21 protein-coding genes and 2 pseudogenes are annotated in these 26,552 nt (G+C 72.1%); 10 read left to right on the top strand and 13 right to left on the bottom strand.

Annotation, left to right across the window (positions count from 1 at the left end; all coding sequences use genetic code 11):
* Positions 1-87: 87 nt before the first annotated feature.
* Complete coding sequence (locus tag ACIQOE_RS05675; RefSeq protein WP_399008054.1) at positions 88-921, bottom strand: siderophore-interacting protein; 834 nt, start codon at positions 919-921, stop codon at positions 88-90.
* Between the two features lie 50 nt (positions 922-971).
* Entirely contained in the window at positions 972-2,021 is a 1,050-nt protein-coding gene (locus ACIQOE_RS05670) for an ABC transporter substrate-binding protein (protein ID WP_351323085.1), read from the bottom strand.
* Between the two features lie 168 nt (positions 2,022-2,189).
* On the opposite strand from ACIQOE_RS05670, the pseudogene ACIQOE_RS05665 reads away from it, so the two are divergent.
* A pseudogene (locus tag ACIQOE_RS05665) lies at positions 2,190-2,507 on the top strand (hypothetical protein); the annotation flags it as partial.
* 99 nt (positions 2,508-2,606) lie between these two features.
* Here ACIQOE_RS05665 and snpA read toward each other — a convergent pair.
* The 5 genes and pseudogenes from snpA to ACIQOE_RS05640 all read right to left on the bottom strand — a co-directional run.
* Positions 2,607-3,239, bottom strand: a pseudogene (snpA, locus tag ACIQOE_RS05660) (snapalysin); the annotation flags it as partial.
* Positions 3,240-3,793: 554 nt separating this feature from the next.
* Positions 3,794-4,954 carry an acyl-CoA dehydrogenase family protein gene (locus tag ACIQOE_RS05655; protein WP_351323086.1) on the bottom strand — a complete coding sequence of 387 codons (1,161 nt, stop codon included), beginning with the start codon at positions 4,952-4,954 and terminating at the stop codon, positions 3,794-3,796.
* Between the two features lie 5 nt (positions 4,955-4,959).
* Positions 4,960-5,892, bottom strand: coding sequence for a hydroxymethylglutaryl-CoA lyase (locus ACIQOE_RS05650; protein WP_351323087.1), 933 nt, complete (start codon positions 5,890-5,892; stop codon positions 4,960-4,962).
* Positions 5,889-7,802, bottom strand: a complete 1,914-nt coding sequence (locus tag ACIQOE_RS05645) for an acetyl/propionyl/methylcrotonyl-CoA carboxylase subunit alpha (protein ID WP_401409788.1) — start codon at positions 7,800-7,802, stop codon at positions 5,889-5,891. The genes ACIQOE_RS05650 and ACIQOE_RS05645 overlap by 4 nt, the downstream gene beginning before the upstream one ends.
* Before the next feature lie 11 nt (positions 7,803-7,813).
* Positions 7,814-9,430, bottom strand: coding sequence for a carboxyl transferase domain-containing protein (locus tag ACIQOE_RS05640; RefSeq protein ID WP_351323089.1), 1,617 nt, complete (start codon positions 9,428-9,430; stop codon positions 7,814-7,816).
* 87 nt (positions 9,431-9,517) lie between these two features.
* Here ACIQOE_RS05640 and ACIQOE_RS05635 point away from each other — a divergent pair, with 87 nt between their 5' ends.
* The 6 genes from ACIQOE_RS05635 (at position 9,518) to ACIQOE_RS05610 (ending at position 14,343) form a co-directional block, all read left to right on the top strand.
* The gene (locus ACIQOE_RS05635) at positions 9,518-10,120 is read left to right on the top strand and encodes a TetR/AcrR family transcriptional regulator (protein ID WP_351323090.1); all 603 of its coding nucleotides are present in this window, start codon (positions 9,518-9,520) and stop codon (positions 10,118-10,120) included.
* Positions 10,121-10,171: 51 nt separating this feature from the next.
* Entirely contained in the window at positions 10,172-10,747 is a 576-nt protein-coding gene (locus ACIQOE_RS05630) for a Uma2 family endonuclease (RefSeq protein WP_401410119.1), read from the top strand.
* Between the two features lie 128 nt (positions 10,748-10,875).
* The gene (locus tag ACIQOE_RS05625; RefSeq protein ID WP_351323091.1) at positions 10,876-12,033 is read left to right on the top strand and encodes an acyl-CoA dehydrogenase family protein; all 1,158 of its coding nucleotides are present in this window, start codon (positions 10,876-10,878) and stop codon (positions 12,031-12,033) included.
* A gap of 35 nt (positions 12,034-12,068) precedes the next feature.
* On the top strand, positions 12,069-12,935 hold the full coding sequence (locus tag ACIQOE_RS05620; RefSeq protein ID WP_362168437.1) for an acyl-CoA thioesterase II: 867 nt from the start codon (positions 12,069-12,071) through the stop codon (positions 12,933-12,935).
* Positions 12,936-12,945: 10 nt separating this feature from the next.
* The gene (locus ACIQOE_RS05615) at positions 12,946-13,899 is read left to right on the top strand and encodes a cation diffusion facilitator family transporter (RefSeq protein WP_351323093.1); all 954 of its coding nucleotides are present in this window, start codon (positions 12,946-12,948) and stop codon (positions 13,897-13,899) included.
* 123 nt (positions 13,900-14,022) lie between these two features.
* Positions 14,023-14,343 carry a hypothetical protein gene (locus tag ACIQOE_RS05610; RefSeq protein WP_351323094.1) on the top strand — a complete coding sequence of 107 codons (321 nt, stop codon included), beginning with the start codon at positions 14,023-14,025 and terminating at the stop codon, positions 14,341-14,343.
* A gap of 104 nt (positions 14,344-14,447) precedes the next feature.
* On the opposite strand, the gene ACIQOE_RS05605 is transcribed toward ACIQOE_RS05610, so the two are convergent.
* Together ACIQOE_RS05605 and ACIQOE_RS05600 are read right to left on the bottom strand one after the other, a co-directional pair.
* Entirely contained in the window at positions 14,448-15,236 is a 789-nt protein-coding gene (locus ACIQOE_RS05605; protein ID WP_351323095.1) for a phosphatase, read from the bottom strand.
* Between the two features lie 66 nt (positions 15,237-15,302).
* Positions 15,303-16,823 carry a helix-turn-helix domain-containing protein gene (locus tag ACIQOE_RS05600; RefSeq protein WP_401409784.1) on the bottom strand — a complete coding sequence of 507 codons (1,521 nt, stop codon included), beginning with the start codon at positions 16,821-16,823 and terminating at the stop codon, positions 15,303-15,305.
* A 123-nt stretch (positions 16,824-16,946) separates the two neighbouring features.
* On the opposite strand from ACIQOE_RS05600, the gene ACIQOE_RS05595 reads away from it, so the two are divergent.
* The 3 genes from ACIQOE_RS05595 to ACIQOE_RS05585 are packed head-to-tail and all read left to right on the top strand — an operon-like array spanning position 16,947 to position 21,112.
* A complete protein-coding gene (locus ACIQOE_RS05595; RefSeq protein WP_362647282.1) occupies positions 16,947-18,404 on the top strand; it encodes a sodium:solute symporter in 1,458 nt (485 codons plus the stop codon).
* A 57-nt stretch (positions 18,405-18,461) separates the two neighbouring features.
* Positions 18,462-19,430: an agmatinase gene (speB, locus tag ACIQOE_RS05590; RefSeq protein WP_351323098.1), complete on the top strand. Its 969-nt coding sequence runs from the start codon at positions 18,462-18,464 to the stop codon at positions 19,428-19,430.
* Positions 19,427-21,112 carry a thiamine pyrophosphate-binding protein gene (locus tag ACIQOE_RS05585; RefSeq protein ID WP_401409781.1) on the top strand — a complete coding sequence of 562 codons (1,686 nt, stop codon included), beginning with the start codon at positions 19,427-19,429 and terminating at the stop codon, positions 21,110-21,112. Before speB ends, ACIQOE_RS05585 begins: the two co-directional genes overlap by 4 nt.
* A gap of 134 nt (positions 21,113-21,246) precedes the next feature.
* Here the strand turns inward: ACIQOE_RS05585 and ACIQOE_RS05580 are convergent, their stop codons facing one another.
* From ACIQOE_RS05580 to ACIQOE_RS05565, 4 genes are all read right to left on the bottom strand, one after another.
* On the bottom strand, positions 21,247-22,053 hold the full coding sequence (locus ACIQOE_RS05580; RefSeq protein ID WP_365572110.1) for an endonuclease: 807 nt from the start codon (positions 22,051-22,053) through the stop codon (positions 21,247-21,249).
* Between the two features lie 133 nt (positions 22,054-22,186).
* Positions 22,187-24,427: an ArnT family glycosyltransferase gene (locus tag ACIQOE_RS05575; protein WP_401409779.1), complete on the bottom strand. Its 2,241-nt coding sequence runs from the start codon at positions 24,425-24,427 to the stop codon at positions 22,187-22,189.
* A 123-nt stretch (positions 24,428-24,550) separates the two neighbouring features.
* Positions 24,551-25,588: an esterase-like activity of phytase family protein gene (locus tag ACIQOE_RS05570; protein WP_401409777.1), complete on the bottom strand. Its 1,038-nt coding sequence runs from the start codon at positions 25,586-25,588 to the stop codon at positions 24,551-24,553.
* 97 nt (positions 25,589-25,685) lie between these two features.
* Positions 25,686-26,531 carry a serine hydrolase gene (locus tag ACIQOE_RS05565; protein ID WP_401409775.1) on the bottom strand — a complete coding sequence of 282 codons (846 nt, stop codon included), beginning with the start codon at positions 26,529-26,531 and terminating at the stop codon, positions 25,686-25,688.
* Positions 26,532-26,552 lie beyond the last annotated feature (21 nt).

The raw sequence follows: 26,552 nt of genomic DNA, 5'->3' as shown, positions 1-26,552 counted from the left end.
GCGATCGGCTCCACTTAGGTTAGCCTAACCTAAGTAACGCGGCGGAAACGCTGCCCCTCCCGTGACAGCCGTCACGTCGGCCTCGTACTACTCGCCGGCTTCCCGGAGTTGTTCCTCCGTCAGGCCCTGCCGCCAGTAGCCGACGAAGGTGACCCGGCGCCGGTCCACCCCGCGCTCCCCGACGAAGTGCCGGCGCAGCTCCTTCACCCGCCCTGACTCGCCGGCGATCCAGACGTACGGGTGGTCCGCGGCGGGCAGCGCGGCGCCCCGGATCGCGGCCTCGGCGGTGCCGCCCACCAGCCAGTCGATCTCGGCGTCGGCCGCCGTCACCACCTCCTGGACGTCCCCGGCCCGCGGGACCTCCAGCCAGGCGCGGACACGGGTGCCAGCGGGCAGGGATTCGAGGATGGCGGTCGCCGCGGGGACGGCGGTGTCGTCGCCCCAGATCAGCACCAGGTCGGTGTCGGCGGGCGGCCGGAAGCGGATGGCCCGGTTGTCGGCGACCGCGGGGCCGATCAGGATCACCCGGTCGCCCGCGGCGGCCCGCGAGGCCCACCGGGAGGCGGGTCCGGCGGGGGTGGCCGCCCCCGGCTCGATGCCGTGCAGCACGAAGTCGATGTCGATCTCGTCCGGGTCGCGGCGCAACTCCCGGAGCGTGTACGAGCGCATCACGGCCCGTACGTCGTCGGGGAGTTCGCGCCAGCCCTGGAACCAGCCCTCGCCCAGTTCGACGGGGACGGCGGGCTCGGTGCGCCCCTCGGCCGGGATGAACAGGGAGAGGGACTGGTCGCGCCCCTCGGAGCGGAAGTGCGCCAGGTCGGCGCCGCCGAAGGTGACCCGGACCAGAGACGGACCGAGCCGCCTCGTCCGCACGACCTGGAGGGAGAAGAAACGGAACGGGGCGGCTACGGCCGTCGTCATATGAGCTCCTGGGACTCAGGAAGTTGTCGGGTGGTGCGGGCCGGACCTGGTCAGCTGACCTTCTTCGCCGTCTCCAGCGCCTTGGCGAGGTTCTCCACCATCGCGACGCACTTGTCGTAGGAGAAGATCGGCTCGGGCGAGCGGGCGATGACCTGGCCGGCCTTGACCGCGGGGAGCTTCTTCCAGGTGGCCTCGGTGATGTCGGCCGGCTGGATGGTCGCCGAGCGGTCGTCCATCATGATCACGTCGGCCGCGTACTTGTCGACGTTCTCCCAGCTCAGGTCCTCGTACCAGCCGCCGCTCTTCTTGAGCACGGACGCCGAGGGCTCGACGAAGTTCACGCCGAGGGCCTTGAAGTACTCCAGGTCCACCGAGAGGTTGGTGCCGGAGACGTAGAACAGGTCCTGGGCGGCCGAGCCCGCCAGCACCTTGATGTCGGGGTGCGCCTTGGCGGCCGCGCGCAGTCGCGAGGAGGCCGCCTCGAAGCGCTTCTTGGCGTCCGTGACCTTGCTCGCCGTCATGTCCGCGCCGAGCGACTCGGCCAGCGCCCAGACGCGCTGGAGCGGGACGGTCAGCTGGCGGTCGTAGGCCGAGATGCCGATGCTCGGAGCGAGCTTGGCGATCTTGTCCTTGGACTCGTCCGGGACGTACCAGAGGGTGCCCGCGCCGTCGAACATCGTGGTGATGAGGACCTGCGGCGCGAGGGCGGCGTACTTCTCGACGTTGAACTCGCCCCAGGTGTTGCCGAGGACGGTCAGCTTGCTGACGTCCATGTCGCCGGCCTGGACGTCGGCCTTGCCGTCCTTGGTCTTCGTCGGGCCGAACACGCCCTTGACGTCGACGCCGTAGTCGTACAGCGCGGCGGCGACGCCGACGAAGGCCACGATGTCCGCCGGGGCCTTGTCCAGCTTCACGGTGGTCCCGCGGTCGTCCTTGAAGCTCCAGGGACCGGACTTGGCGGCCGTCGTCCCCTTGTCGGAGGAACCCGCGCTTTTCGCGTCGTCGTCCCCGCAGGCGGCGAGCGCGGCACCGAGGCCGAGGGCGCCACCGGCGGCGAGGATGCCGCGGCGAGTGAGGTGGGCTGCTCTGACGTTGGACATAGGTGTGGCTGCTTTCGGACGTGCGGGATCACCGCCGGACAAGTCGTTGATTAGGTTAGCCTAACCTCAGAGGCTGTCCAGGGGCGGCCCCCGCACCTCCCGTGCGAGGTCCTCGCACGGCACCCAACTCTTCTTGTTTTTACCTCCGTTGACGGTGCGCCAGACTGTGTGCCGTCCCGGTGCGGTGGCGTACGGCCGGAGCGGGCACCGGCTCCGCTGCCGGTGCGCCGTCCTCGGTCTCGTGGCCGGTCGCGGCCCCGGCGGTCCGCCGGAGCGCGGATCCCCGCCGGGGGGTGCGGCTCAGCCCCAGGGTGTGCCGGGAAGCGTGCCCCAGGTGCCCTGGCCCGGCATCGCGGGCCGGCCCGGCATGGCGGGCTGCGCCGGCATCACGGGCTGCATCGGCGGCACGGCGTTCGGCCCGCCGGCTCCCGGCTGAGGCATGCCCGGCTGAGGCATGCCCGGCTGGGGCATGCCCGGCTGGGCGGCTCCCGGCTGCGTGGCGCCCGGCTGGGTCGAACCCGGCTGTGTGGTGCCCGGCTGGGTCGTGCCCGGCTGCTGTGCCGTGTCCGGGGCCTGTGTCCCGCCGTCGGCCCACAGCTGGTCGACGCGCGAGCGCTCGGCGGCGTCCGGCTGGCGGTTCTTGCAGGACGGGCCGGGGCCGCCGCCCGACATCAGCTCGCTGCACGGGCCGCTGTAGTCGTCCGGCAGGCCCAGCACGTGCCCGGTCTCGTGGGTGACGACGCGGATCGAGTCGTTCTGCCTGGCCTGCGTGTAGTCGATGAAGATGTAGCCGCTTCCGTGCCCGTTGGTGGAGGCGTGCGAGCCGCGCTGGTCGTTGCCCTCGTAGTAGGAGAAGTCGGCGCCGCTCGACGCCTCCTTCAGCTTGACGTTGGTCTCGGCGCCGTTCCAGATCGAGGCCGCGCTCGCTATCTGGGAACGGAAGCTCGGCGCGTGGGAGTCGTCGTAGGTGACGGTCACCGCCTGTGAGCCGGACTGGGTGGCGCCCTTCGCGGCGACCGACTTGAGCACGGCCGCGAAGAACGCCTTGTTGCCTGCGGACTCCTCGGCCGACCCGTCGTACCGGGCGGTGGTGGTGCCGGCCGCGGACGGGTCGCCCGCGGGGGCGGCGGACGGTTCGGCGCTCGCCGGCACCACCGCGCCCAGCGCGGTGGAGGCCAGGCCCAGGCCGACAGCGAGGGTGAGGAGTCTCGCGGACATTCGGGACGACTTCATGTGGGGGGCTCCTACTCACTCGGTGACGCCGAGCGCCCGGTGCGTTGTCGGCTGTGCGAGAACACCGGTTCCGAGCTGCGGCGACGTCCTTGTGGGTCGACATTCTTAGAACCGCCGCACAGAGAGCGCAAAGGGTCGCAAAGGGGTCCCTTTACTACGCCGCTTCGTAGGCCCCCGCGCCGCTCCGGAGCGGTCCACGGGGCGACGGGCCGCGGACGGGCGTGCCCCCAGGGGCTGACCTGACGTCAGAAGCCAAGCGGGGCAGGCGATCGGGCGTGCCCGCGGGCCGGGCCGGATCCCGCCGCGCGCGCCCGGATCGACATTCACCCCAAGACGGACAAATGCCTAAATGTCTACCGTGCCGTGTCTACTAAGCACGACGGCGAAATGCCGACGATCTGTGAGAGACGTCATAGGGCGCGGGCGGAATCAGCCGGTCTGCGGGCCCTGCCGGTGCGTCCGCGCCGCCGCACGCGAAGGCGCCCGCCCCGGTCACCGGGACGGGCGCCTGCGTGCCGTAGGGCAGGCCGCGGGGCGGGTCAGCCGACCAGGCCCAGCTCCCGCGCGATCAGCATCCGCTGCACCTCGCTCGTGCCCTCGCCGATCTCCAGGATCTTGGAGTCGCGCCACATGCGGGCCACCGGGTACTCGTTCATGAAGCCGTAGCCGCCGTGCACCTGGGTCGCGTCGCGGGCGTTGTCCACGGCGACGGTGGAGGAGTAGAGCTTGGCGAGGGCCGCCTCCTTCTTGAAGGGCTCCCCGGCCACCAGCCGGGAGGCCGCGTCGCGCCAGGCCAGACGGGCCGTGTGGGCCTTCATCTCCATGTCGGCGATCTTGAACTGGATGGCCTGGTTGGCGCCGATCGGGCGGCCGAAGGCGTGGCGTTCCTTCGCGTACTTCACCGACTCGTCGACGCAGCCCTGGGCCAGCCCGGTGGCGAGGGCCGCGATGGCGATCCGGCCCTCGTCGAGGATGCGCAGGAACTGGGCGTAGCCCCGGCCCTCCTCGCCCAGCAGGTTGGCGGCGGGCACCCGGACGTCGGCGAAGGACAGCTCGCGGGTGTCGGAGGCGTTCCAGCCGACCTTGGAGTAGGGCGCGGCGACCGTGAAGCCGGGCGTGCCCGACGGGACGATGATCGAGGAGATCAGCGGCTTGCCGTCGGGCTTGCGGCCGGTGACCGCGGTGACGGTGACCAGCCCCGTGACGTCGGTGCCGGAGTTGGTGATGAAGCACTTGGTGCCGTTGATCACCCACTCGCCGGTGGCCTCGTCCAGCCGGGCCGTCGTACGGGTGGCGCCCGCGTCGCTGCCGCCGTCGGGCTCGGTCAGGCCGAAGGCGCCGAGGATCTCGCCCGCGCAGAGGCGGGGCAGCCACTCGCGCTTCTGCTCGTCGGTGCCGAAGAGGTGGATCGGCATGGCGCCGAGCGAGACGCCCGCTTCGAGGGTGATCGCCACCGAGGAGTCGACGCGGGCCAGTTCCTCCAGGGCGATGCCGAGGGCCAGGTAGTCGCCGCCCATGCCGCCGTACTCCTCGGGGAACGGCAGCCCGAACAGGCCCATGCGGCCCATCTCGCGGACGATCTCGTACGGGAACTCGTGCCGCTCGTAGAAGTCGCCGATCTTCGGCGCCACGACGTCGCGGGCGAACTCCGCCACCGTGCGGCGCAGTTCGTCCAGTTCGGGGGAGAGGCGGTGGTCCATGGTCGTCACTCCTGGTGGGAGAGGGCGCGGACGGTGCGGGACGGGCTGGGTCGGCCCAGTCGTTCGGCCATCCACACGCTGGTGGCGGTGAGTTTGGCGAGGTCGACTCCGGTCTCGATGCCGAGGCCCTGGAGCATCCAGACCAGGTCCTCGGTGGCGAGGTTGCCGGTGGCGGACTTGGCGTACGGGCAGCCGCCGAGCCCGCCGGCGGACGCGTCGACCGTCGTCACGCCGTGTTCCAGGGCCGCGTAGGTGTTCGCGAGCGCCTGGCCGTAGGTGTCGTGGAAGTGCACGCCGATGACGTTCGTCGGCACGCCCTCCTCGTTGAGCAGGGAGAGCAGTTCGAGGACGTGGCCGGGGGTGGCCACGCCGATCGTGTCGCCGAGGCTCAGCTCGTCGCAGCCCATGTCGCGCAGCGCCGTGCAGACCCGCACCACCTGGTGCAGCGGGACGGCGCCCTCCCACGGGTCGCCGAAGCACATCGAGACGTACCCGCGGACATGGGCGCCGGTGTCCTTGGCCTGCCGGACGACCGGGTCGAAGACGGCCAGCGACTCGTCCACCGTGCGGTTGAGGTTGGCCTTGGCGAAGGACTCGGTGGCGCTGGCGAAGACGGCGACCCGGTGGGCGCCGAGCGCCAGCGCCCGCTCCAGGCCTCGCTGGTTGGGCACGAGGACCGGGAGCGCGACCTCCCGCAGACCGGCGAGCCGCGGGAAGAGGTCCTCCGCGTCGGCGAGCTGCGGTACCCACTTCGGGTGGACGAAGCTGGTCGCCTCGATCGTCGTCAGGCCGGCGTCGGCCAGCCGGTGCACGAACTCGGCCTTGACCTCGGTCGGGACCGTCGACTTCTCGTTCTGCAGGCCGTCGCGGGCGCCGACCTCGTGGATCCGGACCCGGGCGGGCAGATCGGTGGCCGGTACCACCATGGGGAGCGTCATTTCTCCTCCTCCACCGGGTTGATGACCGCCAGCACCTGGTCCATGGCGACCGTGGCGCCCGGTGTCACGTCGAGTTCGGCGACCGTGCCGGCGTGCGGGGCGGAGATGACGTGCTCCATCTTCATCGCCTCCACCACCAGCAGGCTCTGCCCCGCCGTCACCTCGTCGCCGACCGACACCTTCACCACCGTCACCGTGCCCGGCATGGGCGCGGTGAGGGAGTCGGCACCGGCGTGCGCGGCCCGGTTCAGGGACGCGGCGACCGGGTCGTGGTCGCGGACCTGCCAGGCGTCGCCGTCCCGGCCGATCCAGTCGGCGGTGTGCAGGAAGGTGTGGCGGACGCCGTCCAGGGTGACCGCCACGCGGCCCGGAGCCACCGCGTGCGTGCCCCGCGGGACGTACTCCACCGGGTCCTGCGCCCGCAGGTGGAAGGCGACCGGCCGGGGGGTGCCGCCGAGCCGCCAGCCGCTGGGCACCGAGAACGGATCAGTCCAGCCCTCGCCGGAAGGCCGCAGCGCCTCCAGCCGTACGGCCGCCGCCGCCTCGTACACCTCCTCCGGTACGTCGGTGGAGACCAGGTCGTCCACCACCCGCTCGACCAGGCCGGTGTCCAGCTCGCCCGCCACCACGGCCGGGTGGCCGAGCAGCCGGCGCAGGAACCCGGCGTTGGTCTGCACGCCCAGGGTGACCGTCCGGGCGAGGGCGCCGCGCAGCTTGCGCAGCGCGGTCTCCCGGTCCGGGCCGTACGCGATCACCTTGGACAGCATCGGGTCGTAGAGGCTGCCGACCTCGGTGCCCTCGCTGAGCCCCGAGTCGGTGCGGACGCCGTCCCCGGAGGGTTCGTGCAGCAGCAGCACCGTGCCGCCGGTGGGCAGGAAGCCGCGCGCCGGGTCCTCGGCGCAGATCCGGGCCTCCACCGCGTGCCCGGTGAGCCGGACGTCCCGCTGCGTGAACCCGAGCCGCTCGCCGGCCGCCACCCGCAGCTGCCACTCCACCAGGTCGACGCCGGTGACCAGTTCGGTCACCGGGTGTTCCACCTGGAGGCGGGTGTTCATCTCCATGAAGTAGTACGACGAGGGGTCGCCGCCCGGCACGATGAACTCCACCGTCCCCGCGCCCCGGTACCCGCAGGACCGCGCCGCCTGGACGGCCGCCTCGCCCATCGCGGCCCGCGTCCCCTCGTCCAGCAGGACCGACGGCGCCTCCTCGATCACCTTCTGGTGCCGGCGCTGGAGCGAGCACTCGCGCTCGCCCAGGTGCACCACGTTCCCGTGGCCGTCGGCCAGTACCTGGATCTCGATGTGCCGGGGCCGGTCGACCCACCGCTCGACCAGGAGCGTGTCGTCGCCGAAGGAGACGCGTGCCTCCCGGCGGGCGGCGGCGATCTCCTCGTCGAGCAGGGAAAGGTCCCGCACCAGCCGCATGCCCTTGCCGCCGCCGCCCGCGGAGGGCTTGAGCAGGACGGGCGCGCCCAGCGCGCGTGCCGCCTCGGCGAGTTCGGGGTCGCGGCCGCCCGGGACCACCGGCACTCCGGCCGCGCTCACCGTCTCCTTCGCGCGGATCTTGTCGCCCATCAGCGCGATCGCGTCGGCGGACGGCCCGATGAAGACCAGGCCCGCCTCCTCGCAGGCCCGCGCGAACGCGGCGTTCTCGGCCAGGAAGCCGTAGCCGGGGTGGACCGCCTGGGCGCCGCTCACGGCGGCCGCCGTGAGCAGCCGCTCCACGGACAGGTAGCTCTCGCTCGCCGGGGCCGGGCCGAGCCGTACTGCCGTGTCGGCCTCCCGGACGTGCCGGGCGTCGGCGTCGGCGTCGGAGTACACCGCCACCGAGCGGACGCCGAGCGAGCGCAGCGTACGGATGACCCGGACGGCGATCTCGCCCCGGTTGGCCACGAGTACGGTGTCGAACACGAGTCCCCTCCTCACATCCGGAAGACGCCGAACTGGGGCTCACCCAGCGGCGCGTTGCCACAGGCCGTCAGGGCGAGGCCCAGCACCTGGCGGGTTTCGAGGGGGTCGATGACCCCGTCGTCCCAGAGCCGGGCGGTCGCGTAGTAGGCGCTGCCCTGGCGCTCGTACTGCGCGCGGACGGGTGCCTTGAAGGCCTCCTCGTCCTCGGCCGCCCAGTCCTCGCCGCGCGCCTCCAGCTGGTCCCGCTTGACGGTCGCCAGCACCGACGCGGCCTGTTCGCCGCCCATGACGGAGATCTTGGCGTTGGGCCACATCCACAGGAAGCGGGGGGAGTAGGCCCGCCCGCACATGGAGTAGTTCCCGGCGCCGTAGGAGCCGCCGACCACCACGGTCAGCTTCGGCACCCGCGTGCACGCGACGGCCGTGACCATCTTGGCGCCGTGCTTGGCGATGCCGCCCGCCTCGTAGTCCTTGCCGACCATGAAGCCCGAGATGTTCTGCAGGAACACCAGCGGGATGCCGCGCTGGTCGCACAGCTCGATGAAGTGGGCGCCCTTCTGGGCGGACTCGGAGAAGAGGATGCCGTTGTTGCCGACGATGCCGACCGGGTGGCCGTGGATGCGGGCGAAGCCGGTGACGAGCGTCTGCCCGAACTCGCTCTTGAACTCGGCGAACCGGGAGCCGTCGACGATCCGGGCGATGATCTCGCGGACGTCGTAGGGGGTGCGGGAGTCGACCGGGACGGCGCCGTAGAGGCCGTGCGGGTCGACCTTCGGCTCGACGGCCGGGGTGACCTCCCAGGGCAGGGCGCGCCGGGCGGGCAGGGTGGCGACGATGTTCCGGACGATCCGCAGCGCGTGCGCGTCGTCCTCGGCGAGGTGGTCGGTGACGCCGGAGACCCGGGAGTGCACCTCGCCGCCGCCCAGCTCCTCCGCCGTGACGACCTCGCCGGTGGCCGCCTTCACCAGCGGCGGGCCGCCGAGGAAGATCGTGCCCTGGTTGCGGACGATGACGGCCTCGTCGCTCATCGCCGGGACGTAGGCGCCGCCGGCGGTGCACGAGCCGAGGACGGCCGCGATCTGCGGGATCCCGGCGCCCGACATCCGGGCCTGGTTGTAGAAGATCCGGCCGAAGTGGTCGCGGTCCGGGAAGACCTCGTCCTGCATCGGCAGGAAGGCGCCGCCGGAGTCCACCAGGTAGAGGCAGGGCAGCCGGTTGTCGAGGGCCACCTCCTGGGCGCGCAGGTGCTTCTTGACGGTCATCGGGTAGTACGTGCCGCCCTTGACCGTGGCGTCGTTGGCGACGATCACGCACTCGCGTCCGCTGACCCGCCCGATCCCGGCGATCACGCCGGCCGCCGGCGCGGCCCCCTCGTACATCCCCTCGGCGGCCAGCGGGGCCAGCTCCAGGAACGGCGAGCCGGGGTCGAGCAGCGCGTCCACCCGGTCCCTGGGCAGCAGCTTGCCGCGCGCGGTGTGCCGGGTGCGCGCCTTCTCCCCGCCGCCCAGCGCGGCCACGGCGAGCCTGCCGTGCAGCTCCTCGACGAGGACGCGGTGCGCCTCCTCGTTGGCCCGCCAGGCCTCCGAGGCGGGGTCTGCCGCGCTCGTCAGCTCCGGTGCCTGGTCCATGCCCGCGATCCCCTCACTTTGTTAATGAGCGTTAACGCATTCGCCTTCAGGTTAACGACCGCTAACCTCCCTGTCTAGAATTGCCTCATGGTCACCAGAACCGATGCCCCGACCCGGCGCGAGCAGATCCTCAAGGAGGCCGCCCGGCTGTTCGCCGAACGCGGCTTCCACGGTGTCGGCGTGGACGAGATAGGCGCGGCGGTCGGCATCAGCGGCCCCGGTCTGTACCGGCACTTCGCGGGCAAGGACGCGATGCTCGCGGAGCTGCTGGTGGGGATCAGCGGGCAGCTGCTGACGGGCGCGAAGCGGCGGCTGGCGGAGGCCGGCGGCCGAACCGATCCCGCCGCGGTCCTCGACTCCCTCATCGAGGGCCACATCGACTTCGCCCTCGACGACCGCCCGCTGATCACCCTGCACGACCGGGAGCTGGACCGCCTGCGCGACAGCGACCGCAAGCTGGTGCGCCAGCTCCAGCGCCAGTACGTCGAACTGTGGGTGGAGGTCCTGCGCGAGGTCTACCCGGCGCTCCTGGAGCCCGCGGCCCGCTCCGCGGTCCACTCGGTCTTCGGCCTGCTGAACTCGACCCCGCACCTGGGCCGCCCGGGCGCCCTGCCGGGCCGCGGGGTGACGGCGGTCCTCCTGCACCGCATGGCACGGGGCGCCTTCGAGGCGGCGGCGGACGGCGGCTGAGCCGGGACGCGGGCCGGTGTCGTACCGTCTCGCTACGCTGAATCCATGGGTATGGACTACGCGAAGATGCGCGCGATCGCCGAGGAGCTCGGCACCTACGCCGAGCGGCTCGAAGGGGCTTGGAGCATCGAGATCGGCCCGTCCGGCCCGATACTGGCGATGATGTGCCCGTCGAAGCGGCACGAGGGCACGATCCGCCGTATCTGCAAACAGCTGGACGAACAGCTTTCGTCCAGTCACCCGGGCTACATCTGTGCGAGCGGTCCCGAGATCGAACACCCCGCCCTCGGCCGCATGCGCCTTCCCGACGCGGTCGTCATCCCCGAGGAATCCCTCGACGAGGAGGGCATCGCCGTCGACGCGACCCAGGTGCTCGCGGCCGTCGAGATCGTCTCGCCCTCCAACCCGAACAACGAATACGTCGAGAAGCTCGACGACTATCCGGCCATGGGGATCGCCCAGTACCTGATCGTCGACCCGCGCACCGGCACGATCGAGGTGCACTCCGAGCCGTGCAAGGGCCGCTACACGCGCAAGGAGTCGTACATCTACGGGGACCCGGTGCCGTTCGGTCCCTGGACGGTGGAGACCTCCGCCTTCCGCCGCTACGGCAAGGCCGGCGACTGACACCTGCGACCGGGCCCGTCCGTGCCCGCGCGGGTGGGCAAGCTCACCCTGGACGCCTGAACGTACTCACCGGTACCTTGGAGTCTGAGCAAGCGCTTAGACATTCGAAGCCGGTGGAGGTGGCGGCCGTGCGCCGTACGTTGTTCAACGAGGATCACGAGGCGTTCCGGGAGACCCTCCGCGCCTTCATCGAGGCCGAGGTCGTCCCCGTCTACGACGAGTGGTTCGCGGCCGGCCAGGCGCCCCGCGACTTCTACTACAAGCTCGCCGAGCTGGGCGTCTTCGGCATCCGCGTGGACGAGGAGTACGGCGGCGCCGGCATCGACTCCTACAAGTTCGAGGCCGTCCTGTACGAGGAGACCGCCCGTGCCGGCGTCTCCTTCGGCGGCTCCGGCGTGCACGTGCTGCTCGGCCTGCCCTACATAAAGCTGCTGGCCACCGACGAGCAGAAGAAGCGCTACCTGCCGAAGTTCGTCTCCGGCGAGGAGATGTGGGCCATCGCGATGACCGAGCCGGGCACCGGCTCCGACCTCGCGGGCATGAAGACCACCGCCAAGCTCTCCGAGGACGGCACCCACTACGTCCTCAACGGCGCCAAGACCTTCATCACCGGCGGTGTGCACGCCGACCGCATGATCGTCTGCGCCCGCACCTCCGCGCCCACCAAGGAGGACCGCCGCCACGGCATCTCCCTGTTCGTGGTGGACACCAAGGCCGAGGGCTACTCGGTCGGCCGCAAGCTCGACAAGCTGGGCCTGAAGACCTCCGACACCGCCGAGCTGGCGTTCGTCGACGTCAAGGTCCCGGTCGAGGACCTCCTCGGCGAGGAGAACAAGGGCTTCTACTACCTCGGCCACAACCTCGCCTCCGAGCGCTGGGGCATCGCCTTCGGCGCCTACGCGCAGGCCAGGGCCGCGGTCCGGTTCGCCAAGCAGTACGTGCAGGAGCGCGTGGTCTTCGGCCAGCCCGTCGCCGCCTTCCAGAACACCAAGTTCGAGCTGGCCGCCTGCCAGGCCGAGGTGGACGCGGCCGAGGCCGTCGTCGACCGCGCCACGGAGGCCCTCGACGCCGGCGAGCTGACCCCGGCCGAGGCCGCCAGCGCCAAGCTGTTCACCACCGAGGTCGCCCACCGCGTGATCGACCGCTGCCTCCAGCTGCACGGCGGCTACGGCTTCATGAACGAGTACCCGATCGCCCGCCTGTACGCGGACAACCGCGTCAACCGTATCTACGGCGGCACCAGCGAGATCATGAAGACGATCATCGCGAAGGACATGGGCCTGTAAGGCCCGCGCAACTACCTGCCAGTAGAAAAGGTGCCATGAACGAGGCACTGCACGATCTCCTCGATCTGCTCGACCTGGAGCAGATCGAGGAGAACATCTTCCGGGGCCAGTCCCGGTCCGCCGTGGTCCCGCGGGTGTTCGGCGGACAGGTCGCGGCGCAGGCGCTGGTCGCCGCCGGCCGCACGGTCCCGGCGGACCGGCACGCCCACTCGCTGCACGCGTACTTCCTGCGCGCCGGCGACCCGGGAGCGCCCATCGTCTACACCGTCGAGCGGATCCGCGACGGCCGCTCCTTCACCACCCGGCGCGCGGTCGCCGTCCAGCACGGCAGGCCGATCTTCACGCTCTCCGCGTCCTTCCAGGTGTACGAGGACGGCCTCGACCACCAGACGCCGATGCCGCCCGCGCCCGATCCGGCGACCCTGCCCACCTCGGCCGAGCGGCTGCGCGGCTACGACCACCTGCCGGCCACGGTGGTGGAGAAGTTCCTGGAGGCCCGCGAGGCGATCGACCTGCGGTACGTCGACGAGCCGCCGTTCGGGAGGTTCGGCGAGCCGCGCGACCCGCACAGCCAGGTCTGGTTCCGCACCAACGGCAAGCTCGACGACGACCCCCTGCTGCACGTCGTGCTCGCGACGTACGTCTCGGACATGACCCTGCTCGACTCGGTGCTGCTCGCGCACGGCCGGGGCGGCTGGGCCGTCGGCGACGTGGTGGGCGCCTCGCTGGATCACGCCATGTGGTTCCACCGGCCGTTCCGCGCCGACGAGTGGCTGCTGTACGACCAGGAGTCCCCGTCCGCCCACGGCGGCCGCGGGCTGGGCCAGGCCCGGATCTATACCCAGGACGGATCCCTGGCCATTTCCGTGATCCAGGAGGGTGTGGTCCGCGTCCCCAGGTAGAACTGGGGGCATGTCCGAAGCCGAACACAGCGGCGGTGAGAGCACCGGCACGGTGATCGTCGCCGCCGTCGCCAACCTCGGGATCGCGCTCGCCAAGGCGGTCGCCGGGGTGATCAGCGGATCCAGCGCGATGCTCTCCGAGGCGGCGCACTCGTTCGCCGACACGGTCACCGAACTGCTGCTGCTCACCGCGCTCAGACGCAGCGGGAAGCCCGCCGACGAGGAGCACCCGTTCGGCTACGGCCCCGAGCGCTACATCTGGGCCATGCTGGCCGCCGTCGCCACCTTCGTCGGCGGCGCGGTCTTCTCCCTCTACGACGGCGTCCACACCCTGGCCGCCGGCGAGGAGCCGGGCGACCCGCTGGTGTCCTACGTGGTGCTCGCGGTCGCCTTCGTGCTGGAGGGGTTCTCGCTGCGCACGGGGCTCAGGCAGGCGTACGGCGAGGCGGCCCGGTTCCGGGTGCCGTTCCTGCGGTATCTCCGGCGCACCCCCGACACCGCAGTGAAGGCCGTGGTCATGGAGGACTCGGCGGCCCTGGTCGGCCTGGTGCTGGCCGCCGGCGGACTGCTCGGCGGCCAGCTCACCGGCTCCGGTGTCTGGGACGGCCTCGCCTCCCTGCTCATCGGCGTGCTCCTGCTGTACGTGGCCTGGGTGCTGGGCCGCTCGAACGCCGAGTTCCTGATCGGACGGCCGCTGCCGAAGGCGGTGCGCGAGCGGATCCGCGCCGAGCTGCTGGAGTCCGAGCACATCGTGGCCGTGCTGGAGCTGACCACCCTGGTCCAGGGACCGAACGAGGCGCTGGTCGCGGCCAAGGTGGACTTCCGGGACGTCTCCACCGCGGCCGAGGTCGAGCGGGCCTGCGACCGGGCCGAACAGCGGCTGCGTGCCGCGTTCCCCATGATCGGCCGGGTCTACCTGGACCCCACTCCGGGGCCCGCCACCTCGGAGGATCACGGCCGGTGATCGTCCGACGTGCCGCGCGCTTTGTGGCGGATTAAGCTCTATGAGTGAAATGCCGCACAGTGCATGTGCCGCATAGCGGACGTGCCGCGTAGCGGACGTGAGTCCGGCAGAAAGGTATTTCCCATGCGAGTACAGCGCGCGAGGCGCATCGCCGCGATGTCCGCCGCCGGCCTGATGCTGGCCGGTGGAGCGGCGATCGGCGCCGCGGGAACCGCCTCGGCGGCCCCCGCCTCCACTCACCAGAACGTGGTCACCGGCGGCTTCGGCTGCAACTCCCGCTTCGGCGGCTTCAACGGCTGCCGTGGTGGTTACGGCGGCTACGGCTACGGCTACGGCGGGATCGGCGTCGTCCCGGTCGTCCCGGTCGTGGTCGTCCCCACCGTCGGCTACGGCTTCGGCGGCCTCGGCTACGGCGGATTCGGATACGGCGGTCTCGGATTCTGAGCCGTCCGAGCGCGAACAGTCCACTGAACTCAGGGTCTAGGCCAGGCCACGAGGTGCGGTTCCCGGATCCGGGGGGGGGCCGCACCTCGCCCGTTGGTGCCCGGCTACGCCAGTCCCGCCTCCGACAGCAGGTAGGCGGTCATCGGGTCGTAGTGGCGCGGGCTGACCACGTGGTCGTCGAGCGGCACGGCCACCTGGAGGGTGCCCTCCGCCTCGGCGAGGAACAGCGCCGGGTCGTTGCAGTCGGCGTACCCGACGGAGTCCAGGCCCGCCTGCGCCGCGTACCCCGCCCAGCCGTGGTCGGCGACGACCAGGTCGGGCCGCGGCCGGCCCGCGCGCTCCAGACCGCCCAGGATCGCCTTCATCGGCTCACCGGAGTGGGTGTGCCACAGCGTCGCCCCGTGCTCCAGGACGGCGACGTCGGCGAACTGCATGACGTATCCCTCGTCCGTCTGGAGCCCGTCCGGGATGACCACGATCTCGCAGCCGGCGGCACGCAGCGCGGCCGCCGTCGCCCGGTGCACGTCCAGCAGGCCGCCCGGGTGCCCGGTCGCGAACAGCACCCGCTGCCGCCCCTCGGCCGCCTTGCGCAGCCGCGCGGCCAGCCGCTCCAGGCCGTCCACGGTCAGCTCCGGGTCGATGGTGTCCTGGCCGTACCGGTACTCGGGGTCGTCGTTGACCCCGACGCGCTCGGCCATCACGGCCAGCACGTCCTGCTCGTCGGTCCAGCGGTCGCCGAGTTCCAGTCCGAGCCACCAGTTGCGCTCGCCGTTGGCCAGCTTGCGGTAGTGGAGCAGGTTGTTCTCGCGCGGCGTGGCGACATCGCCCGCGATACGGGTCTTCACAAGGTGCTCGACGAGCTCGGCGCGGCTGGGTGTCCCGGGTATCGGCATGGCTCCCATTGTGGGGCAGGGCGCTGTGCGATTCCCCTGCGTATCGCCCGCTGGGACGTGCGTCACTCACCGCTGCCGCAGCGCGAACCACAGCTCCATCCGTACGTCGGGGTCGTCCAGTTCGGCGCCGAGCAGGCGGGCGCAGCGGGCGATGCGCTGGCGCACGGTGTTGCGGTGCACGGACAGGGCGACCGCCGTACGGTCCCAGCTGCCGTGCAGAGAGAGCCAGGTGCGCAGGGTCTCGGCGAGCGCGGGGTGCTCCGCCAGGGGGCCGAGGACGGCGCGGGCGTGGGCCTCGGCGTCCTCGCGGGGGACCAGGTCGTCGAGGCCCGCGCGGGTGCCGTGGCGGACCAGCGGGGCGCGGGTCGCGCGGGCGCGGGCGAGGGCGCGTGCGGCCTGCGCGGCGGCGGCCGGCAGCTGCTCCGCGGGTACGGGGGCACTGACGCCGAGGGTCCAGCCGGGGTGCGGTGCGGGTTCGCGGTCGGCGGGGACCAGGAGCTGGACGACGTCCCCCGCGGGGTCGATCAGGGGCGAGCCGAGCGCGGCGCCCAGTGCGGTGGTGGCCACGATGTCGGGCGGGTGCGGCGGGCCGGCGGCCGGTCGCGCGGTTCCCCGCGCCCCCGGGGCGGGGCGGTCGCGCAGGTCGTTCGGACAGGCGTGTACGACGAACCATGCGCCGCATTCCCCCAGCAGCGGCGCGACCTCCTCGGCCGTGCCGCCCAGGAGCAGCCGTACCAGGGCCGCGGTGCGGGTCGCGCCCGAGCCGCTGTGCTGTTCGCCGGTGAGGAGGGTGAGGAGGACCGCGGCCACCGAGGCGATGGTGTGGTCGCCCGGTTCGCGGCCGGGGGTGGCCAGCGCCAGGACGAAGCCGCTGCCGAGGGCGTAGGCCGCGAGGTGGGTGTCCGCGGTGGCGTGGGTCGCCGAGGTGGGCGTGCCGGGGCCCGACGGCCGGACGATCTCGGTCAGCTCGGCCAGCGCGTCGCGCACCGCCGGGTCCGGCTCCCGCCCCGCCGCCGCGATCCCGGTGCCCTCGGGCCCGTACAGCGCGGCCCGGCCGCCCAGCCGCTGGGCCAGCTGCCGGAGCACGGACGGCACCGGGTCGGGACGGGCCGCCGCGGCCGCGAGGCTCTGCTGGGCCTCGCTGACCCGGCGCAGCTCGGCGAGGCGGGCCCGGGCCAGCAGCTGCCAGACCGCGCGGGCCACGGCGGTGAACGGGGTCTGCGGCGGCACCTCGAGCAGCGGGAGGCCGTGGCGGTCGCAGGCGGCGACCAGGGCGGGCGGGACCGTGTCGTGGACGGGGGCGAGACCGAAGCCGAGGGCGGCGCCGCCGGCCGCCACGATCCGGGACACGTACGCGTCGAAGTACGCCCCGGAGTCCGCCGCCGCGGGGATGTGCACCCCGGCCGTCAGCAGCAGCTCGCCGCCCAGCAGGTACGGGTAGGGGTCGGACATCTCCGAGGTGTGGGCCGCGTGGATCACCAGGGCCGGGTCGGACGGGCCGGCGATCCGGCGCAGGGCGAGGTCCTCGCGGGCCAGGAGAGCGGCGAGCGGCACGGCGGGCGTGGGTGGCACGGCGGGGTCCGGCATGGTGTGCGTTCCCTCCGTCCGGCGGGGCTGGAATGGATGAAACGTACACTTCGCAGTCGCTTTCCGGCCACCTAGTGTCGAGGCACGTCGTCCGAGTCCGGGTACGCGATCGAGGGAGGTCCCATGGCCGTCGACTACACAGTGATCGTGCTGTATCTGGCCGGCATGCTGGCCATGGGCTGGTGGGGCATGCGTCGCGCCCGGTCCAAGAGCGACTTCCTGGTGGCCGGCCGCCGCCTGGGTCCCGCCATGTACTCCGGCACCATGGCCGCGATCGTCCTCGGCGGCGCGTCCACCATCGGCGGTGTGGGCCTCGGCTATCAGTACGGCCTCTCCGGCGCCTGGATGGTGTTCACCATCGGCCTCGGCCTGCTGGCCCTGTCGGTCTTCTTCTCGGCCCGCATCGCCCGCCTGAAGGTGTACACGGTCTCCGAGATGCTGGACCTGCGCTACGGCGGCCGGGCCGGCGTCATCTCCGGTGTCGTGATGTGGGCGTACACCCTGATGCTCGCCGTCACCTCGACCATCGCCTACGCCACGATCTTCGACGTCCTCTTCGACATGAACCGGACGCTCGCGATCGTCATCGGCGGCACGATCGTCGTCGCCTACTCGACGCTCGGCGGCATGTGGTCGATCACGCTGACGGACATGGTGCAGTTCGTGGTGAAGACCATCGGCGTCCTGCTCCTGCTGCTGCCCATCGCGGTGGTGAAGGCGGGCGGCTTCTCCGAGATGAAGGCGAAGCTGCCGACCTCGTACTTCGACCCGCTGGGCATCGGCGGCGAGACGATCTTCACGTACGTGCTGATCTACACCTTCGGGATGCTCATCGGCCAGGACATCTGGCAGCGCGTGTTCACCGCCCGCGGCGACCGGACGGCGAAGTGGGGCGGCACCGTCGCCGGCACCTACTGCCTGGTCTACGCCCTGGCCGGCGCCGTGATCGGCACGGCCGCCAAGGTGATGTACCCGAAGCTGGGCAGCCCGGACGACGCGTTCGCGACCATCGTCAAGGACGAACTCCCCGTCGGCGTCAGGGGCCTGGTGCTGGCGGCGGCGCTCGCCGCCGTGATGTCGACCTCCTCCGGCGCGCTGATCGCCTGCGCGACCGTCGCCAACAACGACATCTGGTCCCGGATCCGCGGCCGGAGCAGGTCCGGCGACCACGACGAGGTGCGGGGCAACCGCGCCTTCATCCTGATCATGGGGGTGGCGGTGATCGGCACGGCCATCGCGCTGAACAACGTCGTCGAGGCGCTGACCGTCGCCTACAACCTGCTGGTCGGCGGCCTCCTGGTGCCGATCCTCGGCGGTCTGCTGTGGAAGCGCGGCACGGTCCAGGGCGCCCTCGCCGCCGTGACCGTCGGCGGCCTCGCGGTGGTCGGCCTGATGGCGGGCTACGGCATCCTCGCCAACGAGCCGGTCTACTACGGCCTGCTCGCCTCCCTGGCCGCCTACGTCGTCGTCTCGCTGGCGACCAGGCCGACCGACGCGGCGGTACTGGCCACCTGGCGGGAACGGCTCGCGGGCCGCGGCACCCCCGAACGCGCGTCCGAACCGGTCCCGGCCGCCCAGTAAAGTCGTAGGCGGAATCAGCGCATACGCGACGAAGCGCAGGAAAGAAGGCATGACCTCATGAGCAGCAACGAGACGCCCCGCGGGCCCGTCGACTCCTCCCGCGTCCCGCGGTACGCCGGTCCGGCGACCTTCGCGCGGTTGCCCCGCCTCGACGAGGTCCCGGCCGCCGACGTCGCGGTGGTCGGCGTGCCGTTCGACTCCGGCGTCTCCTACCGGCCGGGCGCCCGCTTCGGCGGCAACGCGATCCGTGAGGCGTCCCGGCTGCTGCGCCCCTACAACCCGGCGCAGGACGCGTCCCCGTTCGCCCTGGCGCAGGTCGCCGACGGCGGCGACATAGCGGTGAACCCGTTCAACATCAACGAGGCGGTCGAGACCATCGAGGCGGCCGCCGACCAGCTGCTCGGCACCGGCGCCCGGCTGATGACGCTCGGCGGCGACCACACCATCGCCCTGCCGCTGCTGCGCTCGGTCGCCAAGAAGCACGGCCCGGTCGCCCTGCTCCACTTCGACGCCCACCTGGACACCTGGGACACCTACTTCGGCGCCGAGTACACCCACGGCACGCCGTTCCGCCGGGCCGTCGAGGAGGGCATCCTCGACACCTCCGCCCTCTCGCACGTCGGCACCCGCGGCCCGCTGTACGGCAAGCAGGACCTCACCGACGACGAGAAGCTGGGCTTCGGCATCGTGACCTCGGCGGACGTCTACCGCCGCGGCGCCGACGAGGTGGCCGACCAGCTCCGCCAGCGCATCGGCGACCGTCCGCTGTACATCTCCATCGACATCGACTGCCTGGACCCCGCCCACGCCCCGGGCACCGGCACGCCCGAGGCCGGTGGTATGACGTCCAGGGAGCTGCTGGAGATCCTGCGCGGACTCTCCTCCTGCACCCTGGTGTCCGCCGACGTCGTCGAGGTGGCCCCCGCGTACGACCACGCGGAGATCACGTCGGTGGCGGCCTCGCACACCGCCTACGAACTGACCACGATCATGACCCGCCAGATTGCCGAGGCTCGTTCGAAGTGACCCACGACCACGACCTGGTTCTCCGTCCGACGCAGGCGCAGACCGCAGCCGCACTGAACCCTCCGGCCGGCCGCAACGGCGGGGACCTGGTCGTGGAGACGCTCGCCGGGCTCGGCGCGACCACGGTCTTCGGCCTGCCCGGCCAGCACGCCCTCGGCATGTTCGACGCCCTGCGCCGTTCCGCGCTGCGCTACGTCGGCCTGCGGGTCGAGAACAACGCGGGTTTCGCGGCGGACGCCTACGGCCGGATCACCGGCGAGGCGGCCCCGCTGCTGCTGTCCACCGGTCCCGGCGCGCTGACCTCGCTGGCCGCGCTCCAGGAGGCGGCCTCGGCCTCCGCGCCCGTGCTCGCGATCAGCAGCCAGATCCCGACGGCCGGACTCGGCGGCGGCCGCCACGGCTATCTGCACGAACTCCCGGACCAGGCGGCCTCCTTCCGGGGCGTGGTGAAGTCCGTCCACACCGTCCGCACCCCGTCGCAGATCCCCTCGGCGCTCGCGGCGGCCTGGGAGTCGGCCCTGTCCGCCCCGCACGGCCCGGTGTGGGTGGAGATCCCGCAGGACGTGCTGCTGGCGCCGACGGAGCTGCCGGTGGTCACCGCGATGGACGCCACCCCGGACGACCTGCCGCCGCGCCCCGAACTGACCGCGGTCGCGGCCGACCTGCTCTCCCGCGCCGCCCGCCCGGCGGTCGTCGCGGGCGGCGGGGTGGTCCGCGCGGACGCCTCCGGCAAGCTGCGGCAGCTCGCCGAGAAGCTGAACGCCCCGGTCGTCACCACCTTCGGCGGCAAGGGCGCCTTCCCCTGGCACCACCCGCTCTCCCTCCAGTCCTGGCTGGAGGACCGCCACACCACGGACTTCCTGGAGGACGCGGACGTCCTCCTGGTCGTCGGCTCGGGCCTGGGCGAACTCTCCTCCAACTACCACACGTTCAAGCCGCGCGGCCGGGTGATCCAGATCGAGGCCGACCTCGGCAAGCTGGAGGCCAACCACCCGGCGCTCGGCATCCACGCCGACGCCCGGCTCGCCCTCCAGGCGCTGCTGGAGACCGTGTCGCTGCGCGAGGACGACACGGCGGCCGACCGGGTGCGGGAGGTGCTGGCCCGGGTCGCGGAGCGCATCGCCGCCCAGGAACTCACCCTGGAACAGGGCGTGCTGGCGTCCGTGCGCCGCGCCCTCCCGGCGGCCTCCCCGTCCTTCTGGGACATGACGATCCTGGCGTACTGGGCCTGGTCGGCGTTCGACCCGCGGGGCACCAACCTCATGCACTCCGCGCAGGGCGCCGGCGGCCTCGGCTACGGCTTCCCGGCGGCGCTCGGCGCGGCCGCGGCCGACCCGACCCGCCCGGTCCTCGCGGTGTCCGGCGACGGCGGTGCCCTGTACTCCATCGCGGAACTGGCCACCGCCCGCCAGCACGACCTGCCGGTCACCTGGCTCATCGTGGACGACGGCGGCTACGGCATCCTGCGCGAGTACATGACCGACGCCTTCGGCGAGCCCACGGCCACGGAACTGGCCCGCCCCGACTACGTGGCCCTCGCCGAGTCCTTCGGCGTACCGGCGCTCCGCACGACCCCGCAGACCTTGGAGACGGACCTGGCGAAGGCACTGGCCGCGCCGGGCCCCTCGGTGGTCGTCCTCCCCGCACTGCTGCGGATGTTCGCACCGACGCACCTGGGCTGAGCGCGGCGCCGGGCCCGGACCCGCCGGTCCGGGCCACGGCACGCTCCCCGCATGCTCCTGGCGGTCACACGGACACGCCCGAGTCCACGACCGACCTCACCGGTGGGAGCGAAGCGGGAGGCCGTGTCACCGGCCTACCAGATCGCCTCGACCCACTCCGGGTGGTCGATGAACGGGTTCCGGTTGTGCTGGTAGGTGCCGTAGATGACGTTGTTGCGGTTCTCCTCGAAGGAGTCCGGCGGGTCCTCGTCGTTCCACTGCTTGAGGACCGAGAGCTTGCCGATGTACGGCGTGGAGCCGTTGCCGACCTTGTCGTCGGGCTCCAGGTCGGCGAAGCCGTCACCGCCCTCGTAACGGACCGCCATGTAGAGGATCATGCGGGCCACGTCGCCCTTGACCGCGTCCCGCGGCTCGAAGGAGTCCGAGTCGGCCTTGCTGCCGCCGCTGTTGGTGAACGTGGAGCCGCCCTCGTCGAAGTCGAGGTTGCCGCGCTTGCCGTTGACCGCCACGTCCTCGGGACGGATGTGGTGCAGGTCCGTGCCGGGGCCGGTCGACGTGGTGAGGTCGCCGTGCGAGATCGCCCAGACGTGCTCACGGTTCCAGTCGCCGCTGTCACCGCCGTTGAGGGTCTTGCTGCGCGAGATGCCCGAGTACAGCAGGATCACGTTGGCGCTGTTGTTCGGGTCCTGGTCGGTCTTCTTCAGGGCGTCCCACAGGGCCGAGTACGACAGCTTGGTGACGTTCGCGCTGATGATCGTGTGCAGGGACGACTTGAGGCTCGTCCCCGTCTTGCCGATCGCGTTCTTGTAGTACGTCGAGTCGTACGCGGTGGTCGTCGCGGCGGCCGGAGTCGCCGTCAGCGCCGGGGCGGCCAGGCCGACCAGAACGGCGGCGGTCGTCAGCGCCACCGGCTTCCAGTGCCGGATACGTGTCGCCAGCATAAAGAGATTCCCATCTACGCGGGTTGATGAGGCGGCAAGGACGAGAGTGACATGAACATGCTGGCGATGTGGTGAACGGGACGTAACAAAAGGCCCCCGCCTGTGTGGTCGGGGGCCTCTCGGTGCCGATGCGTCAGCCGACGTCCGACGGGTCCAGCCGGTAGAGCGTGGACGTGGTGGAGCTTGAGGACGACGAGGACGACGAGGACGACGACGAGTTCGAGGTCGATCCGCCGCTCGTGCTCTTGGTGTAGGCGCTCTCCTTCACCGCCGTCCCGTTCTTCTGCACCCAGCTCGTCACGGCGGAGCTGAGCGTGTTGGTGCCGCCCATGCCCATCCCGCCGCCGCCGACCTGGATGTAGTGCAGCTTGCCCGCCTTCACCAGCTCCTTGAGCCTGGCGACCGTCATGGCCTTGTCGGATCCGGTGAAGCCCCACATGGAGATCACGGGCTCCTTCGCGCTCAGCTCGATCTGCGCCGCCGACTGGGAGTTGGAGACCGCGAGCAGCCAGGTGGCGCCGTCCTGGTGCTTCTTCAGGTAGGCGATCAGGTCGCTGCTCACGCCGCCGCCCATGCCGCCGCCGGGGAAGCCGCCGCGGGTGGTGCCGGTTCCGGTGCCGTCGCCGGGCATCTCGCCCGCGCCGCCGGGCAGTTCACCGTTTCCGGTGCCGCCGCTCGGCAGCTCGCCGCCGGGCGGCAGCTGCCCGCTGCCGCCGCCTGGGAAGCCGCCGGTCGGGGCCTCGCCGTTCGTACCGCCCGGGAAGCCGCCCGTTCCGCCGCCCGCCTCGGTGTCCTGGCCCCCGCGGGCACCGCCCGGGAAACCGCCCCGGCCGCCACCGGGACCGCCGAAGCCGCCGCCGGTCGAGGGTCCGGCCGTCGGGTTCGTGCCGCCCATGCCACCGCCGCCGGAGCCGCCGAACGGTTCCGCCACCGCGTACGCCGTCGGCCCGGCCAGCGCCGCGACGACCGCCACCGCAACCGAGGCGGTGCGCAGGCGGGCCCGGCCGCCGGACCGCAGGAGCAGCATCCCGGCGATGCCGGCCACCGTCAGGACGCCGATCACCGGCCACAGCCAGGTGTTCCAGCCGGAGGCCCGGCGGAGCAGGACGACCGCCCACACGCCGGTCACGCCGAACGCGGCCGGCAGGACCCACCGCCACCGCCCGTCGGTGCGGAACGCGTGCAGCAGCATCGCGCCACCGCCGCCGCACAGCACCGCGACGCCCGGGGCCAGCGCGGTCGTGTAGTACGGGTGCATGGTGCCCTGCGCGGTCGCGAAGATCACGTAGTGCAGGAGCGTCCAGCCGCCCCACAGGACCAGGGCCATCCGCCGCGGGTCGGTGCGCGGGGCGCGGCCGCACAGGACGAGGCCGCCGACGAGGGCGATCGCGGAGAAGGGCAGCAGCCAGGAGATCTGCCCGCCGAGGACGTCGTTGAACATCCTTCCGAGACCGGCGGATCCGGAGAAGCCGCCGCCTCCGCCCCCGCCTCCACCGCCGTTGCCCTCGCCGCCGAAGACGCGGCCGAGTCCGTCGTACCCCATGATCAGGTCCCAGGCGGAGCCGTCCGTGGAGCCGCCGATGTACGGCCGCTCGGAGGCCGGGACCAGGGAGACGGCGATCGCCCACCAGAAGCTGGCGACGGCCAGCACGGCCGCGGCGAGCGCCAGGCCGACGATCCGCTTCACCCAGGGGGACTTCGACGCGTACAGGTACAGGGCGAAGACGGCCGGCAGCGCGATCCAGCCCGCCAGCAGCTTGGTGTTGAAGGCGAGGCCGAAGCAGGCCGCCGAGCCGAGCAGCGGGAGCAGCCGCTCGTCCCGGGTGGCACGGAACGCGAGCGCCGCGCCCGCCACCATCAGCAGGACCAGGATCGTGTCGGGGTTGTTGTCGCGGTTGATCGCGACGGTGATCGGGGTCAGCGCGAGCACCAGCGCGGCGACGGCCGCGGCCCCGTGGCCCCAGACGCGCTTCACGTGCGCGTGCAGGATCCAGATCGTGCCGAGGCCGGCCGCGACCTGGGGCAGCATCATCTGCCAGGTGCCGAAACCGAAGACCCGGCACGACAGGCTCATGACCATGGTGGCGAACGGCGGCTTGTCGACGGTCAGGAAGTTGCCCGGGTCCAGCGAACCGAAGAACCAGGCCTTCCAGCTCTCGGTGCCGGCCCAGACGGCGCCGCTGTAGAAGGTGTTCATGTCGGAACCGGAGAGGTTCCAGGAGTAGAGCACCGCCGCCAGGACCAGGATCGCGAGCAGCGCGGGCAGCGACCAGCGCGGTGCGCTGTCCGGCGGGGGAGCCGCGGAGGCCGCGGTGGGCGGCGCCCAGTCGGGGGACACGGTCGTGGGGGGAATGGGATCGGTGGCAGATGTCACCACTCCACCCTGCGGGCGGCCGATGGGTGAGGGCTGTGGCGGTCCTGGGCGCAGGCTGTGCGTCGGCGGCCCGCGGGTGGGAGGTCGCGGCCGGTGCCGCCCCCTCACCCGCGGGCCGGTGTGTCAGTGCGTGCGGACCGACAGCCGGTAGAACCGCGTCGTCTGCGCCGCGTTCTGGTTGTCGTCGCTGACCAGCAGGACCTGGTACGCACCCTTGGAACGGCCGGTGACCACCATGCCCTCGATGTTGTCGAGGAGCGGGTTGGGCTGCGGCTGCTTCGCCGTGGCGCCCAGGGTCGGGCAGGTCGCGATGTCCGTGAGCAGGGTCTTCCTGATCGGCCGTACGCCGCTCTGGCCGGTGAGGTTCGCGACGCGGCTGGTGTCGGTGGCGTGCCGCGGGTCGGCCAGGAAGAGGCGGACGGTGTTGCCGACGCCCGCGGTGAAGCCGCGCTCCAGGACGAGCAGGCGGCCGTCGGGCAGCGCCTGGACCTCGGGGACGCCGAGGATCGGGTCGTCGGTGCGGTAGGCGTACTGGGCCGCGGGCCGGAAGTGGTTGCCGGCGGTCCGCCGCCAGGTCTGGAAGCGGACCGTCCCGGCCGTGTCGCCGGACAGCGCGTACTCCATGGAGGCCAGCAGGGTGCGGCCGCCGTCCAGGAGGGTCAGGCCCTCGAAGGTCTGGTTGGAGGTGGCCCGGCCGGCCGGGGCGACCTGGAGGGAGGCCGGGACCGGCAGGCGGTCCAGGATCCGGCCGTCCGCCGAGTAGCGGCGGATCGACGGCTCGGTCTCGGAGGTGACCAGCCGGGTGCCGTCGCGGTCCACGACCAGGCCCTCGGAGTCGAGCGCGGCGCCGTTCTCGTCGGCGAGCTGGACGGCCTTCCGCGGCGCGAGGGTCCTGGCGTCGAGGTCGAAGAGCGAGGACCGGTCGGAGAGGGCGGCGAGGGAGCCGTGCCGGTCCAGGGCGAGGGCCGAGAAGTTGCCGACGAAGGTGCCCTGGAAGGTCGTCTTGTCGAGGGCGTCGGAGAAGCCGTCGAGGGAGACCGTCGGCGAACAGGCGTGGACCGGGGCGGGCTCGGCCGACGCGGCGGCGGGCCCGGCGGCGGACAGGCAGGTGGCGGCCGCCAGGCCGGCGGTGACGGTGGCGAGTACGTTTCGCAGGCGCATGGCCGCCACCGTAGGGCCGGTCGGTGACGGGCGGGAGACCCGCCCGTGAAGGGCCGGGTGGTGCCCGGAGCGTGCCCCGGCCGCCACCCGGCAGGGCTCAACTCGCCGCCAGGTCCTTGTGGATGGCCTTCGCGATGCCCTGGATGGTGCTGATCCCGTAGCTCATGGTGCTGTTGTCGTGGGTCAGCACGGTCATCATGTAGTCGTGGCCGCCGCCCTTGAAGGTGCCCAGGCTGTGCACCCGCCAGCCGTGCGTGGACCGCGACAGCCAGCCGTTCTTGACGTGCACGGAGACCCCGGAGGGAACGCCGTACGGGGTGCCCCAGCGCTGCGAGGAGACGACCTGCCCCATCAGCTTCTGGATGTAGGCCCGCGAGTTGTCGCTCAGCACCGTGTTCGCGGCGGTGATCAGGGTGAGCAGCCGCTGCTCGTCGTGGACGTCGATCTGGGTGAGCCCCCAGTAGCCGTCGGCCCCCGGCGTGGTCTGGGTCATCCCGGCGGCCGTCAGGAACCCCTTGATCCTGGTCATGCCGAGCTGCTTCCACAGTTTGGTGGTCGCGTCGTTGTCCGACTTGGTGATCATGGCGGTGGCCAGCGACTGCTCGGTGGTCGTCAGGTAGCGGTTGTGCTTCTTGGCGTCCCACAGCAGCGTGGCCAGCACGGTCACCTTCACGGTGCTCGCCGAGTCGTAGTGCGTGGTGGAACGGAGCGTGCACGTGGTCTTGGTGGAACGGTCGTAGAGGCCGACGGCGATGGTGCCCTTGCGGTTCGCCATCGCCGCGGTGATGTCCTTCTTCAGCTTGGCGGCCAGGCCCGCCTTCGCGGACGTGCAGCTCACGGTGGGAGCGGCTGCCGAGGCGGGTGCGGCCACCCCCGCGGTGAACGCGGCCCCGCCTGCGATCGCCACCAGCACCTTGGCGCGTCTCGATATCCGGTGTGTCATGACCGGATTGACTCGCGGGTT

This window comes from Streptomyces sp. NPDC091282 (genome assembly GCF_044757385.1).
Taxonomy (GTDB): domain Bacteria; phylum Actinomycetota; class Actinomycetes; order Streptomycetales; family Streptomycetaceae; genus Streptomyces; species Streptomyces gramineus.
Note: the sequence above shows the minus strand (reverse complement) of the source record. Positions and strands in the feature narration are given on the sequence as shown.